We start from the raw sequence: 19,264 nt of genomic DNA, 5'->3' as shown, positions 1-19,264 counted from the left end.
GTGAAAATGTTTCAAATTATCAATAAACTAAAATAAAAGTGATTTATCTTACAAACAAACTGAGAGTGAAAAAGTATTATTTAACGTTATTGCTACTTTCTATGGTTTGTATAAAAAGTTTTGCTAACGATGGGTATAAGTTATGGTTGCAATACAATCATATTCAAGATAAGCAAATACGAACCAGCTATCAATCGAATATTAAAAGAATAATTCCTTTTGGTAATTCTGAAACAATAAAAGTTGCTTTAAAAGAGCTTGAATTAGGACTGAATGGTATGCTTGGTTCAAAGGTTTTATCTGGTACAAAAAATAATATTGAATCTAATTCTTTGATGTTTGGTTCTGAGTCTTCTTTAAATGAGATTGTTAAAAACCAATTAGGGAATGCGTTTAATGAAATAAATGATGAAGGATTCGTTATTAAAACTATTTCAATTAAAGGTAAAAATCAAATTATTATAACAGGTAAAAATGACGTAGGCGTTTTATACGGTGTTTTTAAATTTTTGAGATTATTACAAACACATCAATCTATAGAAAATTTAAATATTATAGATGCTCCCAAAATAAAAGTTCGTGTATTAAATCACTGGGATAATTTAGATAGAACGGTAGAAAGAGGTTATGCTGGTTTTTCCATTTGGGATTGGCATCGTTTGCCAGATTACATAGATTCAAGATATAGAGATTATGCCCGTGCTAATGCTTCTATTGGTATCAATGGAACCGTTTTAAACAATGTTAATGCGAATGCTCTCATTTTAACACCCCAGTATTTAGAAAAAGTGGAAGCACTGGCGAATGTTTTTAGACCTTATGGTATAAAAGTGTATTTAACAACACGTTTTTCTGCTCCTATAGAAATTGGTGGATTAGAAACAGCCGACCCCTATGATGCAGAAGTTATTGCATGGTGGAAAAATAAAGTTAAAGAAATTTACTCTAAAATCCCTGATTTTGGAGGCTTTTTGGTTAAGGCAAATTCAGAAGGGCAGCCAGGACCACAAAATTATGGTAGGAACCATGTAGATGGCGCCAATATGCTGGCAGATGCTCTTACACCTTTTGGAGGGGTTGTCATGTGGCGAGCTTTTGTGTATTCAGAACACGATATTACCGATAGAGCTAAACAAGCATATTCCGAGTTTGTGCCTTACGATGGGCAATTTAAAGATAACGTGATTATTCAAGTGAAAAATGGTGCGATTGATTTTCAGCCTCGAGAACCCTTTCATCCTATGTTTGGAACGATGCCAAAAACACCTTTGATGATGGAATTTCAAATTACTCAAGAATATTTAGGCCAAAGTACACATACCGTTTTTCTTCCAAAATTATATGAAGAAGTTTTACAATCAGACACGTATAAAAAGGGGAAAGGTTCAACGGTTGCAAAAATTATTGATGGCTCTTTAGATAATAAAGTATTAACAGGTATTGCAGGTGTTAGTAATATTGGAAATGATATTAATTGGACAGGGAACCCCATGTTACAAGCAAACTGGTATGGTTTTGGACGATTGGCTTGGAACCCATATTTAAGTTCTGAAGAAATAGCTGATGAGTGGTTACGTTCTACTTTTTCTAATGATGAAAAATTCGTAAAACCAGTAAAAGATATGTTATTAAGTTCAAGAGAAGCCGTTGTAAATTATATGACACCTTTAGGTTTACATCATATTATGGATACAGGACATCATTATGGTCCTGGTCCATGGGTGTCTGATTTATCAAGACCTGAATGGAATCCAGTTTATTATCATAAAGCAGATTCGTTAGGAGTAGGGTTTGATCGAACACCATCAGGAAGCAATGCTACTGCTCAATATGCACCTCAAGTTGCTTCAAAGTTTAATAATCTTGAAACTTGTCCAGAAGAGGATTTATTATGGTTTCATCACGTATCATGGGATTTTAAATTAAAAAATGGAAAAACACTTTGGGATGGGATGGCTCTAAAATACCAAGAAGGTGTTGATCAAGTAGCATCCATGATAAGCATTTGGGAAGAAGCGAAACCATATGTTGATGAGGAAAGGTTTAGTGATGTTTACATGTTATTAAATATTCAACATAAAGAAGCTAAATGGTGGCGAGATGCATGCTTATTATATTTTCAGGAGTTTTCACAAAAATCATTACCTGTTGGTGTTGAAAAATCAACTCAAACATTAGACTATTTTAAATCTTTAAAATTTACTTTTGCACCAGGAAATTAAGAGTAATAAAATAATTTAAAAAAACAAGATGAGTAAAATAGCGATAGTTACTGGAGGTAATTCAGGATTAGGATTTGCAACAGCAAAGAAATTATGTGATAACGGTATAAAAACTTTTATTATTGGAAGAACCAAAGAAAAAACAGAAGATGCCTGTTCGGAAATAGGTGCAAACGCAATACCGGTTATTTTTGATTTGAATAATCTAGCAGGAATTCCAACTATGATTACAGATATTGCTAAAAATGGTAATATCGATATTTTAGTAAACAATGCAGGTATCAATTTTAAAAAGGAATTTATTGATGTAACAGATGAAGATTTTGATTCTATTATTCATACAAACATACAAAGTGTGTTTTCTATAAGTAGAGAGGTGGTTAAAATAATGAAAAATCATGGTGGTGGTAACATTGTAAATATAAGTTCAATGGCTTCTCAGTATGGTATTCCAAAAGTTATTGCTTACACAGCAAGTAAAGGAGCTATTGAAGCTATGACTCGCGCCATGGCAGTAGAATTGGCTCAATATAATGTACGAGTAAATTGTGTAGCACCAGGTTTTATAAAAACCAAAATGTCGGCTAAAGCATTAGATAGTGATCCAGAAAGAAAAAACAAAGTGCTATCTAGAACCCCAATGGGTATTTTAGGAGAACCATCTGACATTGGTGATGCTGTTTATTATTTCGCATCGAGTGAATCTAAATTTGTAACGGGCACAGTGCTTCCGGTTGATGGTGGAAATAGTATAGGATTTTAATTTTTGAAGATATGAAACAAATTCAACAAACAATGCGCTGGTTTGGTCCTAACGATACCATTTCATTAAAAGATATAAGACAATGTGGTGTTACAGGAATTGTAACCGCTTTACACGAAATTCCTGTTGGAGATATTTGGACGGTAGAGGCTATTAAAGAACGTCAAGAAACCATAAGAAATGCAGGAATGGAATGGACAGTCATTGAAAGCTTACCAGTTCATGAAGATATAAAAAAGGCAAATGGAGCACATTTAAAGTATATAGAGAATTATAAAAATAGCATAAAAAACATAGCAACCTGTGGTATTAAAGTAGTGACTTATAACTTTATGCCTATTCTAGATTGGGTACGCACCAATCATGCATTTGAAAATCCAGATGGAAGTAAAGCATTACTATATAACCAAGTTGCTTTCAACTATTTTGATCTTTTTTTATTGAAAAGACCACATGTTGAAAATGATTATACAGAAGAAGAAAAGCAGATTGCTTTAAACTATGGAAACTCCCTTTCACAAAGTGATAAAGATTTACTCTTTAAAAATGTGCTTCTTGGATTACCAGGAAGTAAAGTGAGTTTTACAAGAGAACAAATTTTGTCACTACTTGAAAATTATAAAGACATCGATAATGATAAATTAAGAGGTAATTTAATTCATTTCTTATCTGAAGTTGCTCCAGTTGCTGAAGCATCAGGGGTGAAATTAGCGATTCATCCAGATGATCCTCCATTTTCAGTATTAGGATTACCAAGGGTAGTTAGTACAGAAAACGATTTAAATGCTATTTTTAATTCAGTACCTACTAGTGCAAACGGCCTTTGTTATTGTACGGGTTCTTTAGGTGCGGATCCGAAAAATAATCTTGAACAAATAATCGACGTGCACGGAGATCGAATACATTTTTTACACATTAGGAATGTGAAAAGAGATTCTAAAGACGTTTTTAGAGAATCGGAACACCTCAACGGTGATAACCCTATTGAGAGGATTATGGAAAAATTGGTTTTATTGATGCAGAAAAGAAATATCGATTTACCACTTCGTCCCGATCATGGATTTTTACATTCTATTGAAGAAGGAAAAGAACAGTATCCGGGCTATTCATTAGTAGGGAGACTTAAAGGACTAGCAGAATTGAGAGGTTTGGAGATGGGCATCCGTTATAAATTAAAACATGAATTAGATAACAAAATTTAAAATACCATAGTATAAAGCATGACATTTTTAAATACCAAACGATTCTTCGGTTTAACATTTTTATTTATTTATATCAATAGCGCATTTGCTATTGATATAAATAAATATGTAGTAGCAAAGGCATCAAATGCAAATTTTCCTTTAGCAGCTAACGGTAAAGTAGCTTCTATATTAGTAAGCGAAACTGATTTTTCGGGAGTATTACGTGTGGTGAGTCATCTTCAAAATGATCTTCTGAATGTTGCAGGAATTCTACCAAATATTTTCAATGATAAATCGCAAATTGAAGATTACATGGTGATTATTGGGACTTTAGGTAAAAGTTCTATAATTGATCAATTAGTTAAAGAAGGTAAAATTGATGCCATTCCACTTCAAGGGAAATGGGAGAAATTCACGACCCAAATTGTTGAAAATCCAATGGCAGGTGTAAAAAAAGCATTGGTTATTGCTGGTTCAGACAAACGGGGGACTATTTATGGTATTTATGATTTGTCAAGTCAAATAGGTGTTTCGCCGTGGTATTTTTGGGCAGATGTACCTGTAAAAAAACAATCAGAATTACATGTGCTTCCTGGTATTCACACTTTAGGAGAACCAAAAGTTAAATACAGAGGCTTTTTTATAAATGATGAAGCGCCAGCTTTAACGGGTTGGGTTTATGAAAAATATGGTGATTTTAATGCTGAGTTCTATGATAAAGTTTTTGAGCTTATTCTTAGAATGAAAGGGAATTATTTATGGCCAGCTATGTGGCCACCAAGAAAGTTTAATGTTGATGATTCTCAAAATGCCATATTAGCAGATGAATATGGTATCGTTATGGGAACCTCACATCACGAACCATTATCACGTGCTCATGCCGAATGGAATAAATCTGTAAACGGAGACTGGGATTTTAATACCAACGCAGATGGCTTGAAAGCCTTTTGGAAAGAAGGTTTGAAGCGAATGGGAACTAAAGAAACTTTAATAACCGTTGGTATGCGTGGTGATGGTGATGAAGCGATGAGTGAAGAAACTGCAACAGATTTACTTGAAACAATTGTAAAAGAACAGCGTAAAATTATTGCAGATGTAACAGGCAAACCTGCTGAAAAAACACCTCAAATTTGGGCACTATATAAGGAAGTTCAAGATTATTATGATAAAGGCATGCAGGTTCCTGACGATGTAACATTATTGCTTTGTGACGACAATTGGGGGAATATTAGAAAACTACCTAGTCTCGATGCAAAACCTCGTAAAGGTGGTTATGGTATTTATTATCATTTTGATTATGTTGGCGGTCCTCGGAACTATAAATGGTTAAATACAAATCAGATTGAACGTACGTGGGAGCAAATGCATTTGGCTTATGAACATGGGGTAGATAAAGTATGGATTGTAAATGTAGGGGATATCAAACCAATGGAATTCCCTTTGCAATTTTTCTTTGACTATGCCTGGGATCCTGAAAAATGGCATGCCGATAATTTACAAGATTATTACAAACTATGGGCAAATGCTGTTTTTGGAGGTATTCAAACAGAAGCCATTGCAGATATCATGAAAAAATACATCAAGTATAATGCAAGAAGAAAACACGAATTAATAGATGCCTCAACTTACAGTTTACACAATTATAACGAAGCCAATGCAGTTATTGAACAGTTTAATGAACTAGCAAAAAAAGCACAAGCCATTAATAACGAACTCCCTGAAATGTATAAAGATGCCTATTATCAATTGGTGTTATTTCCTGTATTAGCAAGTGCAAATCTTAATGAACTCTATGTAAGTGCTGCAAAAAATAATCTGTACGCAAAACAGGGTAGAACATCTACAAATTTTTATGCCGAAAAAGTAAAAGAATTATTTAATAAAGACAAAGAATTAACGAGCTATTACCATAAAGAAATGGCTCATGGAAAGTGGAACCATATGATGTCTCAAACCCATATTGGTTACGAAATTTGGCAAGAACCTAAATTTAACAAGATACCCGAAACCTATAAAATTGATGAAGCCGATGATGCAGAAATGGGTGTCTCCATGGAAGGTTCTAATGAATGGTGGTCTGGAACTAACGAAGGTGCGATCTTACCAATTTTCGATTCCTTCAATAACCAAAAGTATCCTATTGAAATTTTTAACAGAGGAAAAGAAGATTTCTCATATGAAATTAAAAGTAATGCTACTTGGGTGAAAATATCAGAACCAAACGGTATTATCAAAAATGAAAAGAGCATTACAGTAAGTATTGATTGGGATCATGCCCCTAAAGGGGTTCAAAATTCTGTTGTAACTGTTATTGGAGCAGGAAAGCAAGTACCCATTCATATTAAAATAAACAACCTTAATCCATCTCATGTGGATGGGTTTGTAGAAAACAATGGATTCATTTCTATAAATGCTAAAAATTTCTCTAATAAATATGAACCAAAACAATTCCAATGGAAAGTGGTTGAAAATTTAGGTAAAACAGATGATGCTGTAATTTCTCTGCCAATAAAAAAGGGTAGGGTAGGGCTATCAAAAAAATCACCTAAGTTATCTTATAATGTTAATTTTCAAAACAAAGGAAAAGTAAAAGTGCATATGTATTTTTCTCCAACCATCAATTATGCGCCGAGAGAAGGTATGTATTTTGGTTTGTCTTTTAATAAAGAAACCCCAACTCAAATAAATTACGATTCAGATCCAAATATTTTTAATTATAACGGGAAAGTTCCTAGTAATTGGCATTCAAATGTAGCAGACAATATTAAAATTATTACAACAGAATTTGAAATTGATAAGGCAGGAAATCACACGTTGAATTATTATAGAATTGATGAAGGTTTGGTCCTTCAAAAAATAATTATAGAAACAGAAACAAGTGATTTGAAAAGTACTTATTTGGGTCCACCACAAAGCTTTAAAACCAACTAAATTATGAAAACATTAAAACAATTTATATTCATTGTATCCATACTAATTCTAGCTAACAGTTGTAAAGAAAACAATGATGAAAAACCATCTACAGTTATTGCACTAAAGGAAGCTTACAATGAAAATTTCTATATAGGAACGGCACTTAGCGAAAATCAAATATTAGAAAAAGATTCGTTGGTTACAGCATTGATATCAAAAGAGTTCAATAGCATTACTTCAGAAAATATTATGAAATCAATGTTTATCCATCCTACTAAAGATGCCTTTGATTTTAAATTAACTGATAAATATATAGCTTTCGGAAAAAAACATGATATGTTCATTCACGGACATACCTTGATATGGCACAGTCAATTAGCTCCCTGGTTTTCAGAAATAAAGGATAGCACAGAAATGGCTTTAGCTACGGAAAATCATATAAAAACTATTGTTAGTAGGTATAAAGGAAAAATAAATTCTTGGGATGTGGTGAATGAAGCATTAAATGAAGATGGCACTTTACGAAAAACAGCTTTTTTAGATGCTTTAGGTGAAGGTTATTTAGCGTTGGTTTTTAAATGGGCATCTGAAGCGGACTCGAATACAGATTTGTATTATAACGATTATAATATGACTGATGTAGCCAAAAGAAAAGGAGCTATAAGATTAGTAAAAAAGCTTCAAGAAAAAGGAATTAAAATTGATGGTGTTGGTATGCAAGGACATTGGCATATAGATTCTCCTTCAATTGAAGAAATAGAAGAAAGTATTTTAGACTATGCTTCTTTGGGAGTAAAAGTAGCTATTACAGAGTTAGATATAAACCTTTTACCAAGTCCATGGGATTTAGTTGGAGCTGATGTAAATCAAAATTTTGAAGGTAGTGAGAAAATGAATCCATACCCTAAAAGTTTACCAGATTCTATTCAAACAAAATTAGCAAATCGTTATCAAGATATATTTAAACTATTCTTAAAGCACCAAGATAAAATTAGTAGAGTAACCTTTTGGGGTGTAAACGATGGTCAATCTTGGCTTAACGATTGGCCTATTGAAGGACGAACCAATTATCCATTGCTCTTCGACAGAGAATTTAAGCCTAAACAAGCTTATGATAGTATTATAAGCTTGAAAAAATAACCAACTAACCAACTAAATAGGAATACATGAATTCAACTTCACAAAAATTATCCATCAAAGAAAAGATAGGATATAGCTTAGGAGACCTTGCTGCTAATTTGGTTTTTCAAACGTTAGTTACTTATCTAGCTTATTTCTATACAGATATTTATGGTCTTTCACCTAAAGATTCGTCCATAATCATGCTGGTTGTTGGGTTAATTGCAGCTTTTATTTTTAATCCAATTATTGGAGCTATAGCAGATAGAACAAATAGCAAATGGGGGAAATTCAGACCCTGGATATTATGGACGGCAGTTCCGTTAGGTATAGTCTCATTATTAGCTTTTAGTACCCCAGATTTTGCATATAAAGGAAAGGTTATATATGCGGTAGTGACTTATACATTTCTTCTTTTATTATATGCTGCCAATAATTTGCCTTATTCAGCATTGAGTGGTGTTATTACAGGCGATATGGGAGAAAGAAATAGTTTGTCTTCTTATCGATTTGTCGCCGTTATGTTTGCTCAATTTTTTGTTCAAGTATTCATGTTGGGTATTATTAAAAGTGCAGGCGATGGGGATAAAGCCATTGGTATAGAAAAAGTAATGACTGTATTGGCTATTGTAGGTACTATTATGCTTTTAATTACCTTCTTTACTACAAAAGAGCGTGTTGTTCCTAAACCAGAACAAAAATCGAGCGTTAAAGAAGATTTAGGAGATTTGATGAAAAATAAACCTTGGCTTATAATGCTATCACTTACTTTGTTAGTATTTGTTACTCTTGCCATGAAAGGCGGATCTTATGTTTATTATTTTGAAAACTATGTTGATAAAGACAATTTAGCAACTTTTATTCAGCCCATATTAGATTTTATGTCTTCAATAGGACTTAATCACTTTGGTGACGATCCTATTTCTGCTGGCTTTGGATTATTCAATGCAGGAGGTATCATTTTTATGATAATTGGAATTACTTTTTCTAAAAAATTAGCAGATAAGTATGGTAAAAGAGATGTTTTTGCTGTCTTCTTATTTATTTCAACCCTGTTTATCATGGCATTTTACTTTTTTCCACCAACATCTATAAAACTAATTTTCATATCTCAAATTTTACATGGGTTTTTCTATGGAATAACCATCCCCATTTTATGGGCGATGATTGCCGATGTTGCCGATTATTCCGAATGGAAAAACAATCGGAGAGCTACAGCTATTATATTTTCTGCAATGATGATTGGTTTAAAAGCGGGATTGAGTATAGGAGGCGCCTTAACATCATGGTTTTTAGGAGTTTTTGATTATATCCCTAATTCATTAATACAACCTGAAACCGCCGTAAAAGGCATTAAATTATTAGTAAGTGTCTTTCCTTCTATCCCTTTTTTAATTGGAGTTGGTTTGTTGTTCTTCTATGAAATTAACAAAAAAATGGAGGTTAAATTAGAATCTGATTTAAAAGAAAGAAGATTAAATCTACCACCTAAATTATAAATTCAATTATAAAACTCGAATAATGCCAGAAAGCAGTTCAAAAAATATCGATTTCGATAGTTTAAACGAAAAAGCCATTTCTCAACCTTTAGTATCTCATATATATACGGCTGATCCATCGGCTCATGTGTTTAATAATAAAATTTATATTTATCCATCGCACGATATTGATGCCGGTATTCCATTTAATGATAATGGCGACCATTTTGGAATGGAAGACTATCATGTATTATCTATGGAGAATATTAATGCAAAAACCATAGATAATGGTATTGCATTGCATGTAAATGATGTGCCTTGGGCAGAAAAGCAAATGTGGGCACCCGATGCAGCTTTTAAAAATGGAAAATATTATTTAGTATTTCCAGCTAAGAACAAGGAAGGTGTTTTTCAAATAGGGGTAGCTGTCAGCGATTCTCCAATTGGACCGTTTAAAGCCGAATCACTACCAATTAAAGGAAGTTATAGTATAGATCCTGCGGTTTATGAAGATGAAGACGGAAGTTTTTATTGCTATTTTGGCGGTATTTGGGGTGGTCAGCTTCAAAAGTATCGAAACAATGTTTATAATGAGTCAAATGAATTACCAAAAGCTAATGAACCCGCATTGGGTCCCATTGTTGCAAAAATGACTGATGATATGTTGCAATTTATTGAAGAGCCTAAGGAAATTAAAATACTTGATGAATATGGAAACTTGCTTTTAGAAGGCGATAATAAACGACGTTTTTTTGAAGCTTCTTGGATACATAAATACCATGGGAAGTATTATTTCTCATATTCAACTGGTGATACACACTTCATCTGTTATGCTATTGGAGATAGTCCATATGGACCATTTACATACACAGGAAGAATTTTAAACCCCGTAGTAGGGTGGACGTCTCATCATTCTATTTGTGAAGTAGAGGGTAAGTGGTATTTGTTTTATCATGACTCTAGCTTATCTAAAGGTGTGACGCATTTACGATCTGTTAAGGTAGCGGAAATTACTTATAATGAAGATGGAACAATAAATACTTTAAATCCTTATAAGGAATAGTTTTTTTACATTTAAAATTAAAAACCCCTTACAGTTATTTTTCTAACTATAAGGGGTTTATTTTTTTGAGTATTTGAAGTTATTTATTTAATATAAGTTCTCCAGTGAATTCTGCACTTATGTCGCGACCAGCAAGTCCATCAGCAACACCTTTATAAGCGTGTTTACGATTATAATTTGCATCCCAAACATTTGGAGACTCATCTGGCAACCAATATTCATGTTCATTTGCATTGTCTGATACACCCCATATAGTTATTCCATATTGTTGATTTTCAGGAGTATATTTTTTATACATGTCTATAACATATTGATACATTTCTGCTTGTGAAGCCAACTGGGCAGGAGTTGGCGATTTAGTTCCTAATCTTATATCAAGCTCAGAAATTTTAATCAACTTGCCAGTAGCAGCTAGTTTTTGAAACATTTGCACAATTTTGTCTCTGTCACTATTTAATGAAAGGTGCATTTGTGTGCCTATACCATCAACAGTAGCTCCTTGACTTTCTATATATTGCACATAAGTAATTAAACCATCACATTTGGCTAGGTTGTATTCTAAATTATAATCATTTATAAATAACTTGTCTGTGGGATTTCCGTATTGTCTAGCTAATTTAAAGGCTTTAACGGCATAATCTTGGCCCAGATATTTAACCCAATAAAATTCGTCAGTTGCTAAGTCGGTCACGTTCCCATCTCGTAAAGAGCCACCCTCTTTCATTGGTTCGTTCACTACATCCCAAGCATGCACATCGGTTTTATAATGACCAACCATTTTAGAAATCCAATCAGTCATGGAAGCTTCAATAATTGCCTTTTTCTCAGTAGCAGTTTTTTCTATAATTGTTGGACCCGAACCTCCAGCAATAGCTCCTGTCGTTACGACTACATTGTCTACATAATAGGTTCCAACCATACCTCCTAAATCAAAGTTTAAGCCAGTTTCCCCACCATCTGCTGTAAATTTCCACTCTATAAGTTTCCAAGTTGGTGAAGTAGCTTGATCTCCTTGATAGCGGGCTGTACCTGTTGTTGAGCAACGAACAGACCCAGTAACTTCAGATTTTATAAAGTATGAGATTGTATATTCTTTACCTGCAGTTAAATTAGCTGTAAAATCAGAATGAATTTGTGTTTTCCATTGACTAGTAGCACCACTATTAGCTGCGTCGGTAATTACTTTCATAGCGCCATTACCTTCATAGGCTTCAGCGGATGTTGCAAGACTTAATGCATTAGACGCTCCATTCTGTTTTGACCATCCATTTATATCACTATCAAATTTGCTATTAGCAATCATGTTTACAACAACTGGTGCTGCATCTTTGTCAATAACTTTTATATTATCTACATCAATATAATACGTTACATTAGGTAAATAACCTAAGTCAAAGTTCAACTTAAATGTTGTACCTGTAAAATCGTTAACGGTTATTTTAACTTGTTGCCATTGTGAATTTGTTGCGAATGCTTCCGTCCAAGCACCTCCTGTACTATACCAATCTTTATAAGGATAGTTATTTGATAAGCCACTAAAGGATAAACGGCCCTTTCCAGTTTGATCGGACTTGATGAAAAATGATATTTCATAATTATGACCAATTACAACAGGTATATCTGGTGATGTTAACTGTAAGCTATAAGCCACAGAAGAAGAAGCGCTAGAAATCATTTTTAAAGCTTTAGCACTGCTTGATAATCCCGCACCATCAACTATAGTAATACCGGCACCGAGATTGTCTCTTGTCCAACCACTAAAAGAACCGTCTTTTAAACCAGTTAGGTCTAACGAATTGCTTCCACTAGAAGCTGGTATTACTGTAGGTGCAATAAGGCTATTTAAGTAGCTTGCATTCTGGTTTGTATGCCATATTAGCGTATGGCCAAATACACTTAACCCTGCCTCTTTTGTTTTAGCTATAAAAGCGTCAACTTTTGCGAATTGTAAAGCACCTTGTGAATTCACCATTGGTCCGTGTTTCATATCATAACCCGCAGTAACTTCATCAAAGTTAGTATTTACAAGATTGCGATAAGCTTCATTTTCCATATATAAATTAAGCCCTACTCCATTTCCTAGAATAAAATCTGTATAAGTATTTAAACTTTCATATCTAGAAATTTTTTCAGCTAGAGGTAAGGGTAATTCAGCTGTAGTTACATCGCCGTGTTCAGGGTCTTTTTGCCATTCCATAACCTGATCATCACACGACGAAAAGATTAATGAAGAAAGAATTATTATAGGTAATATTTTTTTGTGTTTCATTTTCTGTTTTTTTAAGATAAAACGTTTTATTCAGGAAAATCACTAAAAGTTGGAGTTTTTAAAGAAACAATTCTCCAGTTATCAGTATATACATTTACCGAAGTTGTAGCCGAAGGAAATTCTATATCAGAATCTACTCCTGTTACATCTTTTAATTTAATGTCTGAGTTTTCAAAGAACAAACCAAAGTTACTATAAGTAGCGGCTTCTCTAAAAGCCAATACATCTTCAAAAGTATAGTCTGCATCTGCAAATCTGTAAAATTTATTTAAAGGAATGGTTACCGTTGTCCAACCTGCAGTTTGAAATGGCACAACTTTACCATCAACTAACCAAGGCACATAATTATAAACACCTCCAGCCCATTCGCCACCATTAAAATTATTTATTAAACAAACTTTTAAGAAACCTGAGTTTTTCCAAGCGGTTGGTACATAAATATCGAATTGTAAAGCGACCTCTCCTAGAGGAGTTGTTGCTGGGATGTAAGACGTTAATAATGCTCTCCAATCACCACCACCGGTCCATACCTCAGAATCGCGATTGGTTGCAGCAGCAAATGAAGTGATACGAGCTGGTCTATGTGCTACATATTTTCCTTGAGAAACATTTTCAGCACCAATTGAAGCAGATTCTAAATCTACATCCTGAATCATACTAGTTGAAGCCCCCCAAAAACCATGAGATCCAGTTCCATCAAAATTTAATAAAAGACCTTTTTTAAAGTTGAAATAAGCGGGCGAATAAGCACCACCATTAGAACATTCAATAAATAAGGAGCCTCCATCTGGAGAAACACCGTTGGGAACTACAACAGTAAAAGATTTACCTTCATCACCATCGGTGATACCAGTGGTTACTTCAATATTACCAGGAAAAGTAACTTTACGAACCTCTGTTAAACCCGTGCCATACACGGTAACTGTTTCTCCAGGTAAGGGTAAAGTATTAGAAATATTAGTTATTGTTGGTGCCGATGAACGAATTTCAAATGAAATTAACGCTTCGTGATTGTCGTTTACAAAACGTATGGTATTGCGAACATCTTCTGTAGCTTCTACAATAGGTGTTTCTCCAGATACGCTAATTAACATTGAATTTTTTGATATGTAAACAGGATTGAAATAAGTTGAAAGGCCATTTATATATACTTTTTTTAGCCCAGTAAAACCGGATCCTTCAATACGTAACAATTGTCCTAAGCGGGCAAATGTAACTTCTCTGTCTTGTACGGATGAATTGACATCTTCCAAGTAAACTTTGCTTATAATTATTTCGCCGCCACCTACAGATTCATTATTCTCACAAGCGGTAAACAACATTGAAACAACCATCAGCCCTAGAAATGGAATGGTTTTCCAATAATTTTTATTTAATATATTTATTTTCATATTAATCTGTTTTTTTAAATTCAGTTGTTTAATAGTCATTGATTTAGAATAAATCTGTTATTCTAGTTTCCGTAAATTCATAAGGTACTGGAGCTACTTTTAATAAAGGGTTTTGTACGACTTCTGGTTCTGGATAAGGTAGTAGTAATACGGATGGATCTATAGTGCCTATAGCACGCGAGCTAGCATCTTGGGTAGCATCAACAGTAACAGTATTTGTTGCAGTATCATAATTAAAAGGTGTAATGGTACCTCGTTTTTGTTGCGTTATATAATTAACGACTTCTTGTTGCTGGTAATATGAACGTCTTACTAAGTCGTACCAATACTGACCTTCCATGCATAATTCTACTCTTCGTTCATGTATAATATCGGCATAAGTAAGACTCGTTTTATCTTCTAGACCTGCTCTGTCACGTAGTTCATTTATATAAGCTAAAGCAGAAGCATCAGAAGTACTAGTATTATTTCCTAAAGTAGCTTCGACATAATTTAAATAGACTTCTCCTAAACGTAACATATATGTGTTTAATGCTGAGTTTTGTTTTGAAATTTTAGGATTATCTTTTGCAGAACCTACAACGCCTTTTTTAACCGTAAGAAAATCATCAGTATGATCAACGGTGTATCCGCCATTGGAGATATTAATTTCTGGATAAAAATCACCGTCACCCATAAAAGTTGCTCTGCGACGCACATCGTTTGATTCATACTCTTTTAAAACATCATAAGAAGCTCTCGTCCAATAGCCCCAAGCAGCATCATCACCTGTAATTTCAGAACTTAAGGCAAAAAAGGCCTGATGTTCATTTTTAAGACCCCAGTCTCCATTTGGTACCCATTGTAAGGCAAACATAGATTCTGAATTGTTATTATTGTCTATCATAAATAAATCTTCATAGTCATCCATTAACATATAAGGTCCTTCTGTAAGTACTTTTTCTGCTGCTTTTTTTGCTAAATCTAGATACTCTTGATTTCTTGTGCCACTATTAGGGTTATCGCTTAAACCTGAATAAGAGAGATAAACACGAGATAACATTCCAAAAGCACTGTATTTTGTTAAGCGCCCAGCTTGAGATGCTTGTTCAGGAAGAAATTTGGCAGCATATTCCAAATCGCGCATGGCAAATTCATAAACATCTTGGATCGAATTTTTATTTACAATAGGGTTTTTTACTAATTCTTTAGGATCTGTTGAAATAATAACATCACCCCATAAAGATGCTAAATACCAATAGGCTGTTCCACGCATAAAACGCGCTTCAGCTATATATGGTTTTTTAGTATCTTCATCAACACGACTTCCTTGAATTCCTATTATGACGTTATTGGATTGCTGAATAACATTATAAAATGACCCCCAGGCACTTACTAATGGCCCCGTTAAGCTTGTTTCCGTTAAATCACTAAATGGATAAACATAATCTGAAAAAGGCGCATATAGGTTGTAAGAACGACCGTCTCCCAATCCAAAATAAAATTTACTGTTAAAATCTGACCAAACGATGCTATATAAAGGGGCGGTTGCTGCTTTAAAATCATCTTCTGATTGGTAGAAATTTTCTTCAGTAACTAAATCTTCTGGTTCTACATCTAGAAGATCGCTACAGCTCGTCCAAAGAATAGGGAAAATCATTATAAGAACGATGTATATGATATTTTTTGTTTTCATAATCATTTTTTTTTAAAATTTAACATTTAATCCAACAGTAAGTATACTTGGTGAAGGATAACGTCCGTTATCAATACCTGTTAAAAGCGCATCTTGGTTTATAGAACCAACTTCAGGATCATAACCTGTGTATTTAGTAAATGTGAATACATTTTGCATGTTTGCATAAATTTTTACATTTTGAAGGTTGAACTTTGAAATCCATTCTTGAGGAAAATTATACCCGAAAGAAATGTTTTTAATTCTTACGTAAGAACCATCTTCAACAAATCGATCACTAAAACGGAAGTTAGATTCTGATGCTCCCGAAGATGCCGCTATACGAGGCATGTAGGAGTCACCACCTGTAATTTGTACGTTCCGATAATCATTTGGTCCGTTAGGGTCAATTAAGCTTAATTGCGCATAACCTAAAGCTGTTTTTAACAAATTCGTATTTCCTCTAGGATTTTCTAAAAAGCGACGCTGATAATTCACAATGTCATTACCATAAGACCCCGTTACTAAAACGTTTAAATCAAAGCCTTTATAAGTAAAGGTGTTTCCTATACCAAATGTAAAATCTGGTGCTGGATTACCAATATATTGAAGATCGCTTTCGTCTATAACACCACTATTGTCTTTATCCTCAAATATGTAATCGCCTATCCAAACACCGTTTTCACCAATTCCCATATTTGCTGGTAATGCTGTTGGTATAATATCTCCATTATCATTTTTATAATAAAAATCAGTAGCATTTTCGAAACGCCCAATCACTTTATATCCATAAAACTGACCAACTGGTTGCCCAACAGCGGTACGTGTAACATTTGTAACATCTGAACCTTGTTGAAGCGTTTTGTTTAAAACGCCTGCTTCATTATTAAGCGATAGCACTTTATTTCTATTAAGAGAAAAAATAAAGTTAGAATTCCATGAAAAATCTTTTATATCATAATTCACAGTATTTAAAGTAAGTTCTAATCCTTTATTTTCAAGAGACCCAATATTTACCCACGGTGCAGATGTAGATCCGTTTCCAGAGGTTCCTACAAAGGCAGGAAGCGGGACTTCTAATAAAAGGTCTTTTGTTTTTTTATAATAAACATCAGCAATCAATTCTATCCGATTATTAAAAAGACTAAGATCTAAACCTACATTGCTAGAATATGTTGTTTCCCATTTTAAATCAGTATTCGCTGTATTTCCAGCTAACAAACCTGTTCCCCAGTTTGTAGCAACAGCTCTATAAGTTGATGTATAAGCATTATTAGGCACATTCTGATTTCCCACAACTCCCCAACCTAAACGAAGCTTAACGTTATTAATTGTACTACTGTTTTTTAAAAAATTTTCATTAGAAATTTTCCAAGCTAAAGCTGCAGATGGAAACCATCCCCAACGATTGTCTTCTATAAATTTTGAAGAGCCATCTCTACGCAAGGTTGTGGTTAATAAATATTTGTCATCAAAAGCATATAAAAATCTTCCAAAATAGGATTTAATTGCACTCGTGCCGCTTCTATTTTCGTTTTTGGCTGTTGTAGCATCACCTGCATCTAAATCGGTAGCTCCGTTGGTAAGAAACCCTGATCTATAACCACTTAAATATTCCCAATGATTTTCCTGCATTTCTTGACCAAGCATCATTGTAATATTATGTTTATCAAATTGCTTGTCATACGTTAAAATATTATTCCAACTCCAAAATTTATTATAAGATTTTGAACGGGTACTTTCTCTAATGGTATTATTTATAGCTCCAAAAGTGTATGATGGTCTAAATTGATAGGTGTTTCCAAAACCATAATCTAAAGCATAGGTGGTTTTAAGTGTAAGACCCTTCATAAATGTTATTTCGGCATAAGTATTGGCTCGTAATCCTGCTTTTTCATTATGATTATCATTAATTGAAGCCAAACCAATTGGATTGTTTTGTACAAATTGATCTGTATCAGGCCCATCAAATGAACCATCGGCATTACGAACAGCCACATTTGGGGTTTGCTTTAGTGCAGTTGGAATTAAAGCCCAATCATTAATAGTTGTTGTTTGTTTAGAATTGGAAAATGCTAAATTAACGCCCACTTTCAAAAAGTCTTTTACCTGAGTATCAATAACACCTCTTAAATTAAAACGATTAAAATCTGAACCAATAGCCGTTCCTTCTTGATCTAAATAACCAATTCCTAAGGCATAGGTGCTTTTTTCTGTACCTCCTGCAACAGACAAGTTATGACTTTGCATCATGGCATTGTTGAATAATTCTTCTTGCCAATCGGTTCCTTCTCCTAATAAATCAGGACGTATAAAATTATTATCACGCTGCACAATTCCTAAATCGGCACGTGTATTTTTATGTATAGCATACTCTTGTAAATTAAGTACAGCTAATTTTTTAGGTAATTCTTGCCAACCTATATAAGTATCATATGTCATTGATAGTTGTCCTTTTTTACCTCGTTTAGTCGTAATAATAATAACACCACCTGAGGCTCTAGACCCATAAATAGCAGTTGCAGAAGCATCTTTTAACACATCCATAGAAACAATATCTGATGGGTTGATAGCTGATAACGGATTATCATTAGATCCTGAATAACCATCTATAATAACGCCATCAATAACAAAAATCGGCTCGTTTGATAAATTCAATGAACTTATACCTCTAATACGTATAGATGATGACGTTCCAGGCGCTCCATTATTTTGCTGAAGTTGGACACCAGCTGCACGCCCTTGTAAAACCTGATCAATAGTAGTAGAAACTGATTGGCTTATAGCCTCGCTAGAAACAGATGATACAGCACCTGTTAAATCACCTCGTTTCACAGCGCCATAGCCTATCACTACAACTTCATCTAACGTTGCTGTATCTGCTTCAAGTGTTACATTGATTTCTTGTTGGTTATTAATAGATACTTCAGTGGTTTTATAGCCTAAAAAGCTAAATACTAAAACTCCGTTAGATGGAACATTGCTAATCGTAAATTTTCCATCAAAATCTGTTGCGGCTCCATTATTAGAGCCTTTTAAAATTACATTTACTCCAGGAATAGGACCATCCACATCAGAAACGTTTCCAGATACCGATATTTGGGCATTCATCCCAGTACAAAACATATACATTAGAATTAAAAATCCTAACTGTTTAGTATGTCTGCTTTTAATAAGTAAAAAGTGTGTCATAAAAATTAAGTTTTAA

General features: G+C 33.8%; 11 protein-coding genes. 7 read left to right on the top strand and 4 right to left on the bottom strand.

Annotated elements, in window-relative coordinates:
* Positions 1-101 precede the first annotated feature (101 nt).
* From QLS71_RS01680 to QLS71_RS01650, 7 genes are read left to right on the top strand one after another with little or no spacing between them, the layout of a single operon-like run.
* A complete protein-coding gene (locus QLS71_RS01680) occupies positions 102-2,222 on the top strand; it encodes an alpha-glucuronidase family glycosyl hydrolase (RefSeq protein ID WP_308991356.1) in 2,121 nt (706 codons plus the stop codon).
* Positions 2,223-2,250: 28 nt separating this feature from the next.
* A complete protein-coding gene (locus QLS71_RS01675) occupies positions 2,251-2,985 on the top strand; it encodes an SDR family oxidoreductase (protein WP_308991267.1) in 735 nt (244 codons plus the stop codon).
* Positions 2,986-3,005: 20 nt separating this feature from the next.
* A complete protein-coding gene (uxuA, locus tag QLS71_RS01670) occupies positions 3,006-4,187 on the top strand; it encodes a mannonate dehydratase (RefSeq protein WP_308991357.1) in 1,182 nt (393 codons plus the stop codon).
* Between the two features lie 18 nt (positions 4,188-4,205).
* The gene (locus tag QLS71_RS01665) at positions 4,206-7,100 is read left to right on the top strand and encodes a glycosyl hydrolase 115 family protein (protein ID WP_308991268.1); all 2,895 of its coding nucleotides are present in this window, start codon (positions 4,206-4,208) and stop codon (positions 7,098-7,100) included.
* A gap of 3 nt (positions 7,101-7,103) precedes the next feature.
* Positions 7,104-8,222, top strand: a complete 1,119-nt coding sequence (locus tag QLS71_RS01660; protein ID WP_308991269.1) for an endo-1,4-beta-xylanase — start codon at positions 7,104-7,106, stop codon at positions 8,220-8,222.
* 26 nt (positions 8,223-8,248) lie between these two features.
* Positions 8,249-9,700, top strand: coding sequence for an MFS transporter (locus QLS71_RS01655; protein ID WP_308991270.1), 1,452 nt, complete (start codon positions 8,249-8,251; stop codon positions 9,698-9,700).
* A 22-nt stretch (positions 9,701-9,722) separates the two neighbouring features.
* Positions 9,723-10,742: a glycoside hydrolase family 43 protein gene (locus QLS71_RS01650; RefSeq protein ID WP_308991271.1), complete on the top strand. Its 1,020-nt coding sequence runs from the start codon at positions 9,723-9,725 to the stop codon at positions 10,740-10,742.
* Positions 10,743-10,821: 79 nt separating this feature from the next.
* Here QLS71_RS01650 and QLS71_RS01645 read toward each other — a convergent pair whose 3' ends face one another.
* The 4 genes from QLS71_RS01645 to QLS71_RS01630 are packed head-to-tail and all read right to left on the bottom strand — an operon-like array spanning position 10,822 to position 19,248.
* Positions 10,822-13,011 carry an endo-1,4-beta-xylanase gene (locus QLS71_RS01645; protein WP_308991272.1) on the bottom strand — a complete coding sequence of 730 codons (2,190 nt, stop codon included), beginning with the start codon at positions 13,009-13,011 and terminating at the stop codon, positions 10,822-10,824.
* Positions 13,012-13,037: 26 nt separating this feature from the next.
* The gene (locus tag QLS71_RS01640; protein ID WP_308991273.1) at positions 13,038-14,402 is read right to left on the bottom strand and encodes a glycan-binding surface protein; all 1,365 of its coding nucleotides are present in this window, start codon (positions 14,400-14,402) and stop codon (positions 13,038-13,040) included.
* A gap of 43 nt (positions 14,403-14,445) precedes the next feature.
* Positions 14,446-16,077: a RagB/SusD family nutrient uptake outer membrane protein gene (locus QLS71_RS01635; protein WP_308991274.1), complete on the bottom strand. Its 1,632-nt coding sequence runs from the start codon at positions 16,075-16,077 to the stop codon at positions 14,446-14,448.
* Between the two features lie 12 nt (positions 16,078-16,089).
* Positions 16,090-19,248 carry a TonB-dependent receptor gene (locus tag QLS71_RS01630; protein WP_308991275.1) on the bottom strand — a complete coding sequence of 1,053 codons (3,159 nt, stop codon included), beginning with the start codon at positions 19,246-19,248 and terminating at the stop codon, positions 16,090-16,092.
* Positions 19,249-19,264 lie beyond the last annotated feature (16 nt).

It is taken from the genome of Mariniflexile litorale, assembly GCF_031128465.2.
GTDB classification, from domain to species: Bacteria; Bacteroidota; Bacteroidia; order Flavobacteriales; family Flavobacteriaceae; genus Mariniflexile; species Mariniflexile litorale.
The sequence above is the reverse complement of the archived record's forward strand: the minus strand, read 5'-3'. Positions and strand labels throughout refer to the sequence as shown.

Bases quoted from the DNA above. Each gene is read 5' to 3' on its own strand.
- QLS71_RS01650 (WP_308991271.1), top strand. From the start codon at position 9,723: ATGCCAGAAAGCAGTTCAAAAAATATCGATTTCGATAGTTTAAACGAA.
- QLS71_RS01665 (WP_308991268.1), top strand. From the start codon at position 4,206: ATGACATTTTTAAATACCAAACGATTCTTCGGTTTAACATTTTTATTT.
- QLS71_RS01675 (WP_308991267.1), top strand. From the start codon at position 2,251: ATGAGTAAAATAGCGATAGTTACTGGAGGTAATTCAGGATTAGGATTT.
- QLS71_RS01630 (WP_308991275.1), bottom strand. From the start codon at position 19,248: ATGACACACTTTTTACTTATTAAAAGCAGACATACTAAACAGTTAGGA.
- QLS71_RS01635 (WP_308991274.1), bottom strand. From the start codon at position 16,077: ATGAAAACAAAAAATATCATATACATCGTTCTTATAATGATTTTCCCT.
- QLS71_RS01640 (WP_308991273.1), bottom strand. From the start codon at position 14,402: ATGAAAATAAATATATTAAATAAAAATTATTGGAAAACCATTCCATTT.
- QLS71_RS01660 (WP_308991269.1), top strand. From the start codon at position 7,104: ATGAAAACATTAAAACAATTTATATTCATTGTATCCATACTAATTCTA.
- QLS71_RS01655 (WP_308991270.1), top strand. From the start codon at position 8,249: ATGAATTCAACTTCACAAAAATTATCCATCAAAGAAAAGATAGGATAT.
- QLS71_RS01680 (WP_308991356.1), top strand. From the start codon at position 102: ATGGTTTGTATAAAAAGTTTTGCTAACGATGGGTATAAGTTATGGTTG.
- QLS71_RS01645 (WP_308991272.1), bottom strand. From the start codon at position 13,011: ATGAAACACAAAAAAATATTACCTATAATAATTCTTTCTTCATTAATC.